The organism is Azospirillum agricola, assembly GCF_017876095.1.
In the GTDB taxonomy this organism is placed as follows: Bacteria; Pseudomonadota; Alphaproteobacteria; order Azospirillales; family Azospirillaceae; genus Azospirillum; species Azospirillum agricola.
Window position 1 is genome coordinate 124,991 of sequence record NZ_JAGINM010000021.1, and the last position, 16,015, is coordinate 141,005.

General features: G+C 69.4%; 11 protein-coding genes, 1 tRNA gene and 1 rRNA gene. 4 read left to right on the top strand and 9 right to left on the bottom strand.

Going from position 1 to position 16,015, the window contains the following annotated elements; translation table 11 throughout:
* Nucleotides 1-73: 73 nt before the first annotated feature.
* Entirely contained in the window at nt 74-1,024 is a 951-nt protein-coding gene (locus tag J2847_RS26225) for a LysR family transcriptional regulator (RefSeq protein WP_209781732.1), read from the top strand.
* A gap of 237 nt (nt 1,025-1,261) precedes the next feature.
* Here J2847_RS26225 and J2847_RS34325 read toward each other — a convergent pair whose 3' ends face one another.
* The 7 genes from J2847_RS34325 to J2847_RS26260 form a co-directional block, all read right to left on the bottom strand.
* The gene (locus tag J2847_RS34325; protein WP_325169484.1) at nt 1,262-2,008 is read right to left on the bottom strand and encodes an ABC transporter substrate-binding protein; all 747 of its coding nucleotides are present in this window, start codon (nt 2,006-2,008) and stop codon (nt 1,262-1,264) included.
* A 234-nt stretch (nt 2,009-2,242) separates the two neighbouring features.
* The gene (locus tag J2847_RS26235) at nt 2,243-3,175 is read right to left on the bottom strand and encodes a DUF2493 domain-containing protein (protein WP_209781733.1); all 933 of its coding nucleotides are present in this window, start codon (nt 3,173-3,175) and stop codon (nt 2,243-2,245) included.
* 310 nt (nt 3,176-3,485) lie between these two features.
* Entirely contained in the window at nt 3,486-8,720 is a 5,235-nt protein-coding gene (locus J2847_RS26240) for a strawberry notch-like NTP hydrolase domain-containing protein (RefSeq protein WP_459208598.1), read from the bottom strand.
* A 75-nt stretch (nt 8,721-8,795) separates the two neighbouring features.
* Nucleotides 8,796-9,347, bottom strand: coding sequence for a hypothetical protein (locus tag J2847_RS26245; protein WP_209781734.1), 552 nt, complete (start codon nt 9,345-9,347; stop codon nt 8,796-8,798).
* Nucleotides 9,348-9,412: 65 nt separating this feature from the next.
* Nucleotides 9,413-11,530: a ParB/RepB/Spo0J family partition protein gene (locus tag J2847_RS26250; RefSeq protein ID WP_209781735.1), complete on the bottom strand. Its 2,118-nt coding sequence runs from the start codon at nt 11,528-11,530 to the stop codon at nt 9,413-9,415.
* A gap of 120 nt (nt 11,531-11,650) precedes the next feature.
* Nucleotides 11,651-12,586 carry a hypothetical protein gene (locus J2847_RS26255; protein ID WP_209781736.1) on the bottom strand — a complete coding sequence of 312 codons (936 nt, stop codon included), beginning with the start codon at nt 12,584-12,586 and terminating at the stop codon, nt 11,651-11,653.
* Nucleotides 12,586-13,533: an ArdC family protein gene (locus tag J2847_RS26260; protein WP_209781737.1), complete on the bottom strand. Its 948-nt coding sequence runs from the start codon at nt 13,531-13,533 to the stop codon at nt 12,586-12,588. The genes J2847_RS26255 and J2847_RS26260 overlap by 1 nt, the downstream gene beginning before the upstream one ends.
* A gap of 191 nt (nt 13,534-13,724) precedes the next feature.
* On the opposite strand from J2847_RS26260, the gene J2847_RS26265 reads away from it, so the two are divergent.
* From J2847_RS26265 to J2847_RS26275, 3 genes are all read left to right on the top strand, one after another.
* A complete protein-coding gene (locus tag J2847_RS26265) occupies nt 13,725-13,973 on the top strand; it encodes a DUF4167 domain-containing protein (protein WP_209781738.1) in 249 nt (82 codons plus the stop codon).
* Nucleotides 13,974-14,438: 465 nt separating this feature from the next.
* A complete protein-coding gene (locus J2847_RS26270) occupies nt 14,439-14,630 on the top strand; it encodes a hypothetical protein (RefSeq protein ID WP_209781739.1) in 192 nt (63 codons plus the stop codon).
* A 12-nt stretch (nt 14,631-14,642) separates the two neighbouring features.
* On the top strand, nt 14,643-15,677 hold the full coding sequence (locus J2847_RS26275) for a recombinase family protein (protein WP_209781740.1): 1,035 nt from the start codon (nt 14,643-14,645) through the stop codon (nt 15,675-15,677).
* Between the two features lie 78 nt (nt 15,678-15,755).
* On the opposite strand, the gene J2847_RS26280 is transcribed toward J2847_RS26275, so the two are convergent.
* A tRNA-Met gene (locus tag J2847_RS26280) sits at nt 15,756-15,832 on the bottom strand.
* Between the two features lie 89 nt (nt 15,833-15,921).
* Nucleotides 15,922-16,015, bottom strand: a 5S ribosomal RNA gene (rrf, locus tag J2847_RS26285); the annotation flags it as partial.

The following is a 16,015-nucleotide window of genomic DNA, read 5'->3' on the forward strand; positions in this document are numbered from 1 at the left end:
CGCCTGGGACTGTACGCACCGGCTTCATCATGATACAAATCGATTAACCTGATAAACTTTATGCGCAACTCGCATGAACACGCATGATCTTGATGCGTTCATCGCCGTCGTCGAGACGGGATCGATCGTTGCCGCCTCGGTCCGGCTCAACCTGACGCAGCCCGGGGTGACCCGCCGCGTCCAGAACCTGGAGGACACGCTGGGCGTTCCCCTGCTCGACCGCAAGGCCAAGCCGCTGCGGCCGACCGCGGCCGGGCGGGAAGCCTACGAGCAGGGCCGCCGGGTGCTGGGCGCGCTCGCCGACCTCGCCGCCAGCGTGGCGCCGGCCGGCACGGAGACGGCGGGCGAATTCCGCGTCGGGGTCATGGCCCATTTGTCGGAAGCGGCGCTGTCGGCCCCGCTCGACGCGTTGCGCGAGGCCTATCCCCGGCTGCTGCTGCGCGTCGGCAGCGGCTGGTCGCCGCAGCTGGTCGAGCAGCTCCAGCGCAACGCGCTGGACGCGGCGGCGGTGTGCCTGCCCGAAGGCCTCGCACCGCCGGACGGGCTGGCCGCCGACGACCTGGGTCCGCAGCGCGTGCTTCTCGTCGCGGCCCCCCGGCTTGGCGTGCCCAGCCCGGCGCGTCTCAACGATCTGGCCGGCTTCCCCTGGGTGATGAGCGAGAGCGGCTGCGGCTTCCGCCAAGTGATCCGGCGCAGCTTCGAGGCGGAGCGCCTGCCCTTCACCGTGGCGATCGAGGCCAGCAACAACGACCTGCGCCTGTCGCTGATCGCCCGCGGCTTGGGGATCGGTGTCGTCGCGCCCGATGCTCTGGTGCGCAGCCGTTGGCGCGACGAGGTCGCGATCATCGACACCGTCGATTTCCGCCCGCAGGTCCGCGCCTGGATGCTGCACCGCCTGCCGGCCAGCCGGCTGATGCAGCCAATCGCCCTGTTCCGCGACACCCTGCGCGACACGCTGGCCGAAGACCCGGCAGCGTCGACGAACCCGGCCGAGGCCGTGCCGGCTATGCCACCAAGTGTATAAGCCTGACAGGCTCGCTGACGGTACTTTTCGATGCGGAGCCGGTCGTGCTCGCCGCCGTGGCTGGCATGAAAGATCGATCAACTGGTCCCGATAGCTATCGGAACCGTGAAAAATTTTCTCGGGTGCTTTTTTATTAAAAATCAAAAGCGTAGCTCTTTGACGGCCTCATGGTCGGACATCGTTGATCAGATTGAAATTTTCTTATAAATTTCAATGCTTTATGATAGATTTCAATCATCAAGTGGGAGTGAGGGGTACGGGATACCCTGGAGGGTTCTGGAGGGGGAGTAGCGTAGAGGAAAACAGAGGGTTACGGGATAATTCTTCGATTGTCCGATGTGCATCATCAATTGACCCCACCCTCTTTTCCAAATGGCCGATTTTCCACGGATGCCGTCCAAGGGCTCTATCGGCACCGACGATCTGGCACCGCTCGGCCACGCGCTGCCCGGCGATCTGGAGGCCGAGGTGGAGATCGGCGGGATGGACCTCGGCGACAGCCTCGACCAACGCGCGGACCGCCGGCTTGTCGGTCTTCAGCAGGCTGGCGGTGACGCCGACGACGCAGCAGACGCGGTGCTCGCAACGGCCGGTCTGGTTGGAAGCCAGCTCGACGACCCCCTCCTTCCGGAAGCGGAAAGCCTCGGGGTCGTAATGGGCGATCGCCTGCGCCTCGCCCTTCGACACCGCCAGCGACAGCAGGTCGCCGGGGAAAGCCTTCCAGGTGACGTCCTTTTCCGGGTCGAGGCCGGCGCGCGCCAGCGTGACCACGAAGGCCTCCTTGGCCGGGCTGGTCAGCGCGGCGACGGCAATGGTCTTGCCCTTCAGGTCCTTGACGTCGGTGACGCCGCTCTGCGCTGACGTCAGCAGGCGCAGGCAGCCGCCATGGGTGCCGAGGAGCCTTGGCTCCAGGCGAGCTTCAGCGTGCGCAGATTGCCCTTGGGGGCGGCGCCCTGCGCGAAGGAGCGCAGCAAGTGGTCCGATGGGACGTGGCGTTCGAGGCTGAACTCATAGAACAGCGCCGCCTGCATCACCGTCCGCTCGCCCATCATCGTTGCGTCCTCCTTCTGCCAAGGAGGATTGAATCAGCACTTCAGGCTACCGGCAACACCGACTTTTTCAACACAATCGGCGCATTGCCACCGAGCCGGCTATCCAGGATAACGGATTTACGGAAAGTCGGCGATCCGCCGAAACGGATCGCCGGAACGACGGCGCTCAGGCACCACCGTCGCCGAAGCGCCACACCGGGATGCCGAGGCGCCGCGCCTTGTCGGCGAGGTTGGCGGCGATGCCCGAGCCGGGAAAGGCGATGATGCCAACCGGCAGCGCTTCCAGCAGACGGTCGTTGCGCTTGAACGGGGCGGCCTTGGCGTGGCGGGCCCAGTCGGGACGGAACAGCACCTGCGTCACCTTGCGGTGCTCGGCCCAACAGGCGGCGATGCGCTCGGCCCCCTTCGGGCTGCCGCCGTGCAGCAGGACCATGTCGGGGTGCTTGGCGCGCACCTTGTCGAGCACCGCCCAGATGCGGTGGTGGTCGTTGCATTCCACCCCACCGGTGAAGGCGATGCGGGGGCCGGCCGGCAGCAACGGCTCGGTCTCGACCCGCCGTTTGGCGGCGAGGAAATCGCGGCTGTCGATCAGCGCGGCGGTCAGGGTGCGGTGGCTGACCAGCGAGCCGGCCCGCGGCCGCCAGCCGGAGCCGGTGTGGACCTCGAACAGGTCGGCGGCGTGGTCGCGGAAGGTCTCCATGGCGGTGCGGCGCTCGATCAGCGTCAGTCCCTCGGCCAGCAGCCGTTCCAGCTCGACCGAGCGGATCTCCGAGCCGTCCTGTTCGCGCTGGCTGCGCTTCTGGGCGTCCTCGTTGTCGTCGAGCTCGCGCTGCACGCGATCGGCGGCGCGGTGGAACAGGTCGACGGTGGACCACAGCAGGTCGACCAGGTCGGGTTCCAGGCGGGTGTCCTTCAGCGTGACCACGAGGGCGTCGAAGACGTCGGCCAGGGCGGCGCGGATGGCGGTCTCGCCGGGCGGCGGCCGAGGGTCGGGATCGTCCTCGAAGGGCCGGTGGCCGTAGAGTTGGAGTTCGGTCAGGGCGTGGTCGGTGGGGGAGGAGGCGTGGTGGAGCCCGGCGGCGTCGGTGTCGGTGATCATGGCGGCTGCCCTTCGGCTGGAGGATCGGCCGCGCCCACCGCGGCCTTCGTGGCGATCCCCCGACGGCGGGCGGGGCGGGTCCGCACCCTCTTGGGCCGCAGCGCAGCGGAGGACGGCGGGGGGCGGCTTTCTTGTTTCGCGAGGAAGGCCGGCTTGGCCGGCCGGGGAAGAAAGTTGACCGCCGCCGTTGCGGAGCCGCCCCGCCCGCCGCCCGATCGCCCGCTGGAAGGCCGTGGCCGCGGCCCTGTCCGAAAGACGAAGCGTCCACCCCGCCGGTCGAACGCACCGGCCGGAAGCGGTTACCCGGCCCTCATCCCTCGCGGCGCCTGTCGCCGATCTCCCAGAAGCGCGCGACATCCTCCGGAGCAAGCTGCGCCCGCAGAGGCGCGCGGAGCGCCGCCACCCCACCCGCCAGCAGGTCATCGTTGAAGTCCCCGGCCTGCGGCACGAGGGGCAACGCCTCGACCCCCGCCGCTTCGGCGCGGGTCCCCAAGCACTCCACCGCCCGACAGCCGGCCGGGTCGTTGTCGCGGGCGATGTAGAGGCGGCGCAGCGCCGGTGGAAGCTGCAGGGCGGCAAGGTGGCCGGCGGACAGGGCGGCGACCATGGCCAGGGTCGGCAGGGCGATGCGCAGCGCCAGCATGGTCTCGATCCCCTCCCCCGCCGCCAGGACATCGTCGGCCACACCGAAGCGGACCCCGTTGCCGAGCAGATGCCCCAGCGCCCGGCGCGGTGACGTCATCGCCGCCTTGCCCCGGCCGGACGAATCGAGCCAGGTCCGCTGCACGCCGGTGATCCGGCCCTCCCGGTCGGTGACCGCAGCGACCAGCGCCGGCCCCGTGGCGAGCCGGTCATCGGCGTCCCGGTACCAGCAGCGCGGCTGGGACCGCAGGGATCCGGCGCTCCGGATGTGCGGAAATCCGCGGTTGCGCAGATACGCCTCGGCCAACGTGCCGGCGGTCGGCATGGACCGGGCGAACAGGCGGCGGGCGGCCTCCGGCGATCCGGCAGGGGAACGCGGCTCCCACCGCTTTGGAGCGCCCATGATCTGTGGGAGGCTGAGAAAGGAGCGGGCTTCCTCGAGCGCATCGCGCAGCCGGTCGAAGCCCCGGTTCGTGCCGATGAGATCGAGCAGGTCGCCGCACTCCCCAGTCGCGGCATCTGCCCAACGACCGGCGGCGGGTCCGTGCAGCCGGACATAGAGGCTGGACCCCGGCGTGCCCTGTACGTCGCCGATCCGCCAGTAACGCCCCTCCCGCCGGCCTTCGGACAGGTAATGCCGGCACACCGCCTCGGCCTCCAGCCCCAGCGCCTTCAGCCGATCGACCATGCCGCCGGTGAAGCCGAACAGCTCGATGCGGTGTGCGCCCGCCACTTTCACCCGGCGCAGCCGCAGCCCGTCGGCCAGATGCAACGCCATCCGCTCGCCCTGCACCAGCGCCCAGGCTTCCTCCAGCGACGGCAAGGGAACGGCCCCTCCCGTCCCAACCCCGAAGTTCCGCTCGACCTCGGACAGGACCTCCGGCGTCACCACACGGCCGATGATCCGCTCCCCGTCGTCGGTCTGCAACCGTACCACCCGCGGGCTCACATCGGGCAGGCGCCGCCACACCGGCAGCAGCAGCCCGGTCACCACGTGCAACGTGCCGGTGGAGAACGCCGGCACCGTGGCGACCTCCGCCGCCCAGGCCGCCGAGAAGGGTTCCGCCTCGGAAGGACGCCAGTGGCTCTGGGCCAGCTCGGCCACCGTCACGGTCAGGCGCTCCATCGGCCGCAGCAGGCGGACCCGGCGCTCCATTGTGCCATCGTCGAGCAGCAGGCTCGCCGCTGGCACCGCCACCGCCACCCGACCGGACCGCGCGTTCACCAGCAGCTTGGCTTGCGGCCCCGCCGCCCGCTCCAGCGCGTCCTCCACCGCCATCGGCTGGTTGCGGTCGCGCCGGGCCAGGGTGAACAGCCGGGTCTCCGCCCCGGTCGCCGCGTGGGTGTGCAGCGTCCGCCGCTCGGTGACGGTGAAGCTGTCGGCCACCAGCGTCTCGACGCCGCGGTCGTAGGTGCCCGACGCGATGGCCCCCTCGATCTTCGCGGTGAGCAGCTGCTCGAACACGGTGAACAGCGTGTTCTGCAGGCCGATGGTCAGCGCCAGCAGGCGGTTGAGGAAGGTGGTGATCGGCGGCAGTTCGTCGCGCAGGCCCCCGTCGCGGTCGCTGAGCGACAGCCCGGTCGCCGCCTCGAAGGCTTCCAGCGAGCAGCCCTCGACCTTGCCGGCGTGCAGCAGCCCGTAGAGCTGGCGCAGCGCCGCCCGGGCGTAGACGGATTCCAGGTTGTCGTCAGCACGGAACAACCCCTGCCCGCCGGTCTGGCGCTGGCCGCGGGTGATGGCGCCCAGCGTATCGAGCCGGCGGGCGATGGTCGAGAGGAAGCGCTTCTCCGCCCGCACGTCGGTGGCGATCGGGCGGAACAGCGGCGGCTGCGCCTGGTTGGTCCGGTTGGTGCGGCCCAGCCCCTGGATAGCGGCGTCGGCCTTCCAGCCGGCCTCCAGCAGGTAATGCACCCGCAGCCGCTGGTTCTTCGCGCCGAGATCGGCGTGGTAGCTGCGGCCGGTACCGCCGGCGTCGGAGAAGACCAGGATGCGCTTCTCGTCATCGAGGAAGGCCTGGGTTTCAGCGAGGTTGGCCGAACCGGGCCGGCTTTCCACCGCCAACCGCTCCAGACCGCCGGGCTCCACCTTGCGCACGATGCGGCGCGAGCGGCCGGTGACCTCGGCGACCATCTCGGTGCCGAAGCGCTGGACGATCTGGTCGAGAGCGCCCTGAACCGGCTCCAGCGCGGCCAGTCGTTCGATCATGCGGTCGCGCCGCTCGACCGCTTCCCGGCAGAGAACGGGCTGGCCGTCGTGCCACACCGGCCGCGACGACAGGTTCCCTTCGCCATCGGTGAAAGGCTCGTGCAGTTGGGTCGGGAAGGAATGCCGCAAATACTCGAGAACCCCCTCACGCGGCGTCACGTCGATTTCAAGGTCGCCCCACTCCTCGGTGGGAACGTTGGCCAACCGGCGTTCGGTCAACGCCTCGCCGGTGGAGACGATCTGCACCACCACGGCGTGGCCGGCGGCAAGGTCACGCTCGATGGCGCGCAGCAGAGTCGCCCCCTTCATCGCCGTAATCAGATGGTTGTAAAATCTTTGCTTGGTGCTCTCGAAAGCGGAGCGGGCGGCGGCCTTGGCGGCGCGATTCAAGGTGCCGCCCGCCCCAGTGACGTTGGCGGCTTCCAGCGCCGCGTCGAGGTTGGCATGAATGACCTGGAAGGCTTCGGCGTAGGCGTCGTAGATCGCCACCTGCCCCGGCGTCAGCCGGTGCTCGACCATCTCGTAGGCGACACCATCGAAGGACAGCGAGCGGGCGCTGTAGAGGCCGAGCGCCTTGAGGTCACGGGCCAGCACCTCCATGGCGGCGACGCCGCCGGCCTCGATGGCCTGGACGAACTCGGCGCGGGTGGCGAAGGGGAAGTCCGCGCCGCCCCACAGGCCGAGGCGCTGGGCGTAGGCCAGATTGTGCACCGTGGTGGCGCCGGTGGCGGAGACGTAGAGGACGCGGGCGTCCGGCAGGGCGTGCTGGAGGCGCAGGCCGGCGCGGCCCTGCTGCGAGGGGGTGGCGGGACCGCCCTCACGGCCGAAGCCGGCGGTGCCGCCGGCGTTGCGCAGGGCGTGCGATTCGTCGAAGATGATGACGCCGTCGAAGGCACGGCCCAACCAGTCGACGATCTGCCGGACGCGCGGCACGGCCCCCTCCCCGCCGTCGCCGCGCAGGGTGGCATAGGTCGTGAAGAGAATCCCGCATTCCAGGGCGATCGGCACGCCGGGCCGAAAGCGGGACAGCGGCGTCACCAGCAGCCGCTCCTGGCCGAGCGCGGCCCAGGCGCGCTGAGCGTCTTCGATCAGGGTGTCGGACTTCGAGACCCAGAGCGCGCGTTGGCGCCCCTTCAGCCAGTTGTCGAGCAGGATGCCGGCGACTTGGCGGCCCTTGCCGGCGCCGGTGCCATCGCCGAGGAACCAGCCGCGGCGGAAGCGCACCGCATCCTCGGCCCCCTCCGGAGCGGCCGAGACAATGTCGAAGGTCTCGTCCACGCTCCAGGAACCGGCAAGCTGACCGGCATGCGCCTCGCCGGCAAGGATGACGCTTTCCAGCTGGGCGTCGGAGAGAACCCCGCCGCTGACCAGGGTGACGGGCAGATGCGGACGGTAACGGGGCTTGGGTGGGGCGACCGAAGCCATGGCGGCGGATTGCACCAACGGCGTCGGATGCGGCTTGGCGCCGGGGATGGCGATGGATTGCAGCACGTAGGGCTCATAGATCCCCGCGGTGAGCCGCGCATCAGCGGCCGGCGCCCAGTCGCGCGTCTCGTAAACCAGCTCGACGGCCGGATCGGGCGTGGGGGACGCCGATGCGGGAGCCACAGCCCGGCGCGTTGGCCGCCTGTTCGCGGCACGGGCCAGCAGCGGAGTCACGACCGGCACCACCGGCGGTGCCACCGGTGCACGCGCCGGGACGTCGCGCTGCACCCAGCCGAGCAGCGTGGCGACGTCCGGTGCCATGCCCGGCGATGCCGGAAAGCGCGTCGGATCGTCGGCAGGAACGCAGTCGATGACGGTCAGCCGGGTGTCGACGCTGGTGCCGTGGCGGGCGTAGACCCGGCCGTCGATGGCGGCGGAGAATAGCACGCGGCCTCGCTCCTGCAGACGGACGAAGGCGTCCCGCCAGGACGGTTGATCGGGAGCCAAGCCGGCACTGGTAACGACGATCAGACGGCCGCCCTCGGCCAGCCGGGCCAAGGCCGAGGCGATGTGGCGCAGGGCGACGTCGGCCACCCGGCCCTCCACCGCGGCCAGGGCCGAGAGGGGCGGGTTCATCAGCACCACCGTCGGCCGGACGGCGGCGTCGAGATGATCATGAATGTTGGCGGCATCGAACCCAGTCACCGGCACGCCAGGGAACAACCGCTCCAGCAGACCGGCGCGCGCGTCGGCCAACTCGTTGAGGACCAGCGAAGTGCCGGCCAACTCGGCGAAGATCGCCAGCAGACCGGTACCGGCGGACGGCTCCAGCACGCGGTCGGCCGGCGTCAGCGCCGCCGTCTCGGCAACCACTGCGCCCAACGGCAGCGGGGTCGAGAACTGCTGCCGGGCCTGGCTCTCCTCGGAGCGCCGGGTCTGGCTGGGCAACAAACCCGCCAGCCGTCCCAGCATGGCGGCAAAGGCCCCCGCGTTGCCGGCCCGGGCCCGCATCGCCGAGCCGAAACGACGCAGAAACAGCAGCTGCGCGGCCTCGCCGGCGTCGTAGGCCAGCTTCCAACTCCAGGCGCCCTCGGCATCGGTGCCGCCGAAAGCCGCCGTCATCGCGGCGCCCAACGCCACGATGTCGATGGCGCGGCCGCGTTCGAGGTCGGGCAACAGCCGCTCGGCAACGGCGAACAGGGCGGCAGGACCATCAACCGTCGCAACAGACGGAGCGGCGGCCGCACGGGCGGGAGAGACGATCGAAGACATGACGGTTCTCCAAGAATGGAAATGCCCGGCGCAAGGCCGGGCAAAGTGGGGAAGGAAGACGGGGCGGCGGGCGGATCAGGACGGACAGCCGAGGCGGCGTTCAGCCGCGCCGATGGCGGCCAGGGCCGCCTGGAACAGGGCGGTTCCTTCCTCATCGTCCAAACGCGGCCGACCCATGACGGTCCGGCAGGCCTCATGAATGTCGGCGTCGCTCACCATCTCCGGGGACAGCGTGGTGAGCATCGCGTCGGCCTCGATCATGATGCGGATTTCCGCGCGGACGTCGGCCTCGGCAAGGGGCAGGAAGGCCGCCTCACTCGGTGCGTCTGGGCGCTCCGACGAAATGGCGCCCTTCAGAGCAACGAGGAACACACCGTCGGCGGTGATCACCAGCACCTGCCTGGCGCCGGCCGCCGCACCGACGGTTTCGACACAGGCGAGGACCGCGGCGCGCTCGTCCGGGGAGACGGCAGTGCCGTTCCGCGCGTCGAGCGCGGCATGGAGCAACAGCCCGCTCCGGTCGGCGCCAGCCCAGGCCAGACGGGCAAGCAGCAGGCGTTCGAACGGGGTCAAACCGCCGACGGCAACCGGCAGGCGCACGATCATCGGGGCGGAGGAGTCGGTCATGATGACCTCCTGAAGAATTCAGGGAAAAGAGGCGGAGCGGCCGGAACCGCTCCACGACGTCGGGGTCAGGCCGCTTCGGCGGGGGCCTCGTCCCCGCCCGCCTCCGGATCGCCGTCACCGGCCAGGAAAGCCGGCAGCGTGTCGGCCTCCGCGCCATCAACCGTGTCGCCATCCCCAACCGCCGAGGGTTCTTCCGCCCGGCCACGCAACGGTTCCGGCAGCCAGCCGCTGCCGGCGAGCAGCCGCTCGGCCTCCTTCGCCATGTCGGTCTTGCGCAGATGGTCGATCAGCCGCGCCGCCTCGGGCCCCCGTGCCTCCCGCACCGCTTCGAGGATGCGCGCCTTCGGCACCCGGCCGAGATAGTTGTCCACGGTCGCCATCCAGCCCACCGCCGCCATGTCGAGACCGATGGCCTCGGCCAGCACATCGGCATGGGCCGCCCGCTGTGGCGTCCGGTTCCAGGATTCATACACGGCGTTGACGCCGAACGAGACGCAGTGGGCGAACAGCGCCGCCCGGCTGTCGCCGTCGAACGCCAACAGCGCTTCCCACAGTTCGGCCGGCTCACGAGGCAACTGGCCGGCCCAATTGCGCTGGCGGGCGTCGATCGCCTTCGCCGAGGCGCTGGCGGTCAGGGCCGGCGGTTGCTCGCCGAAGATAGCACTCTTCAGTTCCAGCTCAAGGCAGGAGGCGCCGCCCCGCTGGTAGAAGAGGCGCAGGCACAGCGCATGGAGCACCGCCAGGAACGCCATGTCAGGGTCGTTGGCGAGCGCGTTGCGCAAAGCCAGGGTGCGATGGACGCTCAACTCGGTCTGCAGCCGGTCCGGCAGCGGGCGGATGCCGTCCTCCTCGTCGGTGCTGTCCGATCCGGTGGCCGGAGGCGGGACCGGTGCCGAAACCCGGCTGCCGCTGATGCTGGCGGGCTGGGCGGCGACGGGACCGACGGCACCGCCCGCCGGTTCGGCCATCGTGGCACCATCGCTGCCGGCCACCGGCACCGGTTCGACCGGCGCCTCGTCCTCCGGCCGCACATAGCCGCGATCGACCTGCAGCCGGCCCTCGGCGTCGACGCTGACGAACACGCCGGCCCGCGCCACCTCGGCCGTCTCGTAAACCAGCGGCCGCTCCTCCAGCTCCCGCAGAGCGACGTCGATCTCGTTCAGCCGCAGCGCGGACTTCTCCAACGCCTCCAGGTCAGCCGGATCGGTGCTCTCCAACCGCTCATACTCGGCGTGCAGCGCGTCGTAGGTCGCCTGCTCCGCCGCGGTCAGCGGCACCGGCTCGCCGGACAGTCGGCGCAGAGCGCGGCTGTGCCCGTAGGGGAAGCCCAGCGCCGCCTCCACCCACCGCCACCCCTCAGCCTGGACGGCGGTGACCTCGGCCTCCAGCTTCTCCGTGACCAGCCGGTCGAGCAGCGCCGGATCCTGCAGCCAGCCGCCGTCGTCGTGCTGGAACAGGTCGCGCATCACCATGCCGCCGGCCGCCACATAGGCCTCGACGCCGACGAACAACGCCCGCTTGTCCGAGGCCCGCACCGCCCCCTCGGTGAGCAGCCGGCGGATTTGGTAGGGCTCGCGGCTGTAGGCCTTCGACAGCGCCTCCCACACCCGCTCCTGGCGCTCCCGGTCGTCGGTGACGGTGAAGGCCATCAGCTGCTCCAGCGTCATCCCCTCCTCGGCGTAGACCTCGAGCAGTGCCGGAGCGACGGTGGCGAGCTTGAGGCGCTGCTTGACCACGGCGGGGGTGACGAAGAAGCGGGCGGCGATCTCCTCCTCGCCGAGCCCGGCCTCGCGCAGGGCCTGAAAGGCGCGGAACTGGTCGAGCGGGTGCAACGGTTCACGCTGCAGGTTCTCGGCCAGCGAATCCTCCTCAGCCAGTCCGCCGCCGCGCACGACGCAGGGCACCGGCTGGGTCTTGCTCATGCGCTTCTGCTTGACCAGCAGCTCCAGCGCCCGGAAGCGGCGACCACCGACCGGCACCGCGAAGACGCCGGTCTCGCCGCCCTCGGCGTCGAGCACCGGACGAACGGCGAGGCCGTGCAGCAGGGTGCGCCGCGCGATGTCCTCGGCGAGGTCTTCGATGGAGACGCCGGCCTTGACCTTGCGGACGTTGGCCTGGGACAGCACCAGCTTGTTGAAGGGGATGTCGCGCGAGGGGCTGAGGACAATCTTGGCAGTGGCCACGGTGGTCTTCTCCGCGACGGGCGGCCGGAGGCCTCTCCTCCGATCTCCTCACCCGTCATCCTCCCCCCGCCCCCCTTTCCCTCTTCCCCGAGGCCACACCCTGGGCGTCCTGGCTGGTGGTCAGACCCCGCACAGCCCTTCGCACTCATTGGGCCAGAGATCGAGCTGTCCCGGATCGGCGCCGTCCGACAGATCGGCCAGCTCAAGCGGCACCGCCGAGCGGTGCAGGTAGAGCGTGCCGCGGATTCCCCGGAAGCCGGTGCGGATCGCGCGGTCCACCAGGACCGCATCCGCCCAGGCCTCCGGCTCCTCATCGCGAAGCCGACGCCAAGCCGCATCGGAGTGGAAAGGGCAGCCGATGCAGGCGCTCTTCGGCGGCTCCGGATAGCCGTGCCGTTCCAACCAGCGCAGGCAGTCCCGGCGGGTCATCCGCCGTTCGACCAGCGGCCAGCGGTTGACCTGCCAGTCCTCCATCGACGGCTTTATGCGAACCAACTCGTCCAGCGAGATGCCGATCCACTGCTCGGCCACCGGCCAGGAGGGCGAACGCCAGCCGGCGATGCCGGTGAGTTCGCGCACCTTCCGCCGGATCGGCACCACCTTGTAATCAGCGGTGCAGTGTCGATGGATCATGCCGATCGAATCCTCGCCGTCAGAGGATCGCCGCAGACCGACGATGCGGTCGTCGGGCTTGGGAAACAGGGGCCGCTCTTTGCCGGCCGGAACGGCGGTTCGGGTGTAGGCGGGGATCGAGGCCCGACGACGCCCCCGCGCTTCGGCGAGAAGATCGTCCCGGATGTTGCCGGCCGAGACGACATGGACCGGGAAGGCCAGCACGCCGGGCGCCATCAGCCAAGCGAGGTGCCGGTAGACGGCTGGCGGTTCCCAGCCGGTGTCGGCGAAGATGGCACAGTCCGGCATCGGTCTGATTTCGCCATGGGTGGCCATCAGGGCGAGCGTGGTGGACTGGACCCCGGCACCGAGGCTGAGCACGCGCAGCCGGACCGATGCCCCGACCGGCTCCGGCGCGACGAGGGATGCGAAGGGCGCCTGCATCACCGGGCCTCCCGCGCATCATCGGCCACCGGGGCATCGTCGGGGAGGAAACCGAGCAGATAGTCGGCGGCCTTGCTCGCCTGGCTGGCGGCGCGGACGACGGCATGGTCGTCGTTGCGCAGCACGTCCAGCCAGGCGCCGATGTAGTCGGCATGGCGAACGGTGGGCACGATGCCGAGCGCGGCGCAAAGAAAGGCCGAGGCGATCTCGGCGACCAGTTCTTCGAAGGCGTACTTGCGGGAACCGAAGCATCTCGACAGGTCACGCCCCAGGCGGCTGGGGTGTCCACTGCTGTGACCCAGCTCGTGGAGCGCCGTGCGGTGCCAGTTCACGGGGGCGAAGAAGCTTTGCGGAGGCGGCACCTGCACGTAATCGTGCTGGAGATGATAGAAGGCCCGGGAGCCGCCGATGCGCAGATCGACGCCGCTGGCGCGGACCAGCGCCTCGGCGCGCGGCAGGATCAGCCCCTCCGGGATCGGCACGGGGACCGGAGCGATGTGTTCCGACAAGCCGTCGCACTGGTCGGTGTTGAAGACGGTGAAGCGCTTGAGGAAATGAACAGCCTGGGCCTCCTCGCCGTCCTCCCGCGCCCGCTGCCGTTCGCGGTCGGGAATGAAGCGGTCAGCATAGACGGCGGTGGTGCCGCGCTCGCCCTTGCGGACGTTGCCGCCGAGCGCCAGGGCCTGACGGTAGGTCAGCCAACTCTGGCCGGAGAAGCCATCGGCGAAAACGACCCCCCACAGGATCAGGACATTGATGCCGCTGTAGCTGCGGCCGGAGGCGGCGTTGCGCGGCAGGCCGAGGGGAGCAGCGGTGTCCGCCCCACCCCAAGGCTGAACCCAGGGCAACCGGCCGGCCTCAAGCTCGGCGATGATCCGGGTGGTGATCTCGCTGTACAGGCTGGCGCGGTCGCCAACGGAGCGGGGAGCGCGTGAAGCATCGGGCATGGCGGGTCTCCGTGACGGACCGGCCGGAGGCCTCTCCTCCAGCCCTTCGGCCCGTCACGGTTTCCCCCGCCGCCCTCTCCCTTTCCCGCAGCACCGGCACCACCACGGATGACAGCGCTCCGCCGCGCCGTTAGACTCCGCTCCGCCCAAGCCTCTGTTGGCTGGACACCGCATTCCCCAGGCACGAGCCGATGGCCCCCAGATCCCAGTCTCCGCGTTTTCGCGCCGAAACCGGCGGCCGCCGGTCCAACGACGCCTCCCCGCCCTATCAGCCTGCCCGGCCCCAGCAGCCACCACGCGTCGGCGGATCGCCCGAGCAGAAGCAGGCGCAGTGGCTGTCCCGCGCCGAGGACGCGGCACGCAACGGCGATCCGGTGGAGGCCGAACACTGCCGTCAGCACGCCGAGCATTGGTACCGGGTTTCGCGCGGACAATTCTAAGAGCCGTCTCTGTTCTGCCGACCAGCCGCCGACGGCCGCTGCTCAAAGCCACCGGCAAGTGCTTTCCCTGTTTGGCCGACCGAAGGATGCGATCGGGAGCGGGCTGTTTGACAGCCGGAAATTCAACTTTTTGTTGCATAACATTCCGCCTTATCGTACAGTTTTCCGAATTGGAAAAGTCCTTCCTGATGAATCCAACTGCCGTGAATTGGCGGCGGAACGATTGGAGGCGTATGTCACCATGGTCGCCAGCACAGCGTTTTCCGACCAGCGTGCGAAGACTGCATGTTCTTGCGCTATGACGCTCTGCCCGCCTCTGCGCCGGGACGCGCCACCCCTTTCAGAAACTCGCCACCCTTCGCTTCAATGCATTGTTTCGGAAGGATACTTTGCTTCCAGCAATCGGATGTGACGGGCACCCTGTCCGGCAGACGGTCCAGGCCGTCGGGAGGCGGGGAGGCCATCGTGGCGAAATCCAAAGGGACGGCGGTCGAGACACTGCGCGTGGTCGCCGAGGCGACCGGCGAAGCGCCGGCCCCTGGCACAAAACCCGACCCGCGTCTCGTCGATCTGGTCCGCCTGCTCGCCCGGCAGGCGGCCCGGGAGTTCGTTCGCAGCACCGGGGAGGACCAAGCCGGCGATTGCCCTCCCTCATGAGGAGGCCATTCGATGAAGGTTGCGCTCTACGCCCGCTACTCCTCCGACAACCAGCGTGACGCCTCGATCGAGGATCAACTGCGCCTGTGCCGAAGCCACGCCGAGCGGCAGGGCTGGCGCGTCATCGACAGCTACTCCGACCGGGCGATCTCCGGCTCCTCGCTGCTGCGCCCCGGCGTCCAGGATTTGATCGCCGACGGGCTGAAGCGACGGTTCGACGTCATCCTGACCGAATCCCTCGATCGTCTGTCGCGCGACCAGGAGGACATTGCCGGCTTCTACAAGCGCATGCGCTTCGCCGGCGTCGCCATCGTGACGCTGTCGGAGGGTGAGGTCAGTGAACTGCACATCGGCCTGAAGGGGACGATGGGAGCGCTCTATCTGAAGGACCTCGCGGACAAGACGCGGCGCGGGCTGCGCGGCCGCGTCGAGGAGGGCAAGTCGGGCGGCGGGCTGTGCTACGGCTATGATGTGGTCAAGCAGGTCGGCGCCAACGGCGAAGCGATGCGGGGCGATCGCCGGATCAACGCGGCCGAGGCCGCAGTCGTGCGCCGCATTTTCAGCGACTATCTCGCTGGCGAGTCGTCGCGCCGGATCGCCTGGCAGTTGAACGATGAAGGTGTGTCCGGCTCGCAGAGCAGCGCATGGGGACCGTCGACCATTCACGGCAACCCCAAGCGGGGCACCGGCATCCTGAACAACGAGCTGTATGTCGGCCGGCTGGTGTGGAACCGGCTGCGCTATGTGAAGGATCCGGACACCGGCAAGAGGGTGTCGCGGCTCAATCCCGAGAGCGAATGGGTGATCCAGGAGGTCCCCGAGCTGCGCATCGTCGATCAGGAGGTCTGGGATGCGGTCAAGGCCCGGCAGAAGGCGTTCGCCCTCACTCCGGAGGAGGCCGAAGAGGCGGACGGCAAAGTCCTGACCGATCGCCGGCGTCCGAAATATCTGTTCGCCGGTTTGGTGAAGTGCGGCTGTTGCGGTGGTGGTTACAGCATGATCTCGAAGGATCTGCTCGGCTGCTCGACGATCTGGCGGCGATGCTGAGCTTCGCCGCACATACGAAGAAGCCCGGCCTCCGTGGGGAAACCGGGCTTGTCTGCGATCGAGGATCGCAAGCATCGTTGGTTGCGGGGGCAGGATTTGAACCTGCGGCCTTCAGGTTATGAGCCTGACGAGCTACCGGGCTGCTCCACCCCGCGGTTGCCGGTGTGCGTGAAGATGGCGCGCGTTTGGCAAAAAGCCGGTTTTGCGAGTTTTTGTGTAGTCTGATTAATCCTGTGCCTTGGGGACCTGGCGGCGACCTACTCTCCCACGCCTTAAGACGCAGTACCATCGGCGCAGAGGCTTTTCACGGCCGAGTTCGGGATGGGATCGGGTGTTTG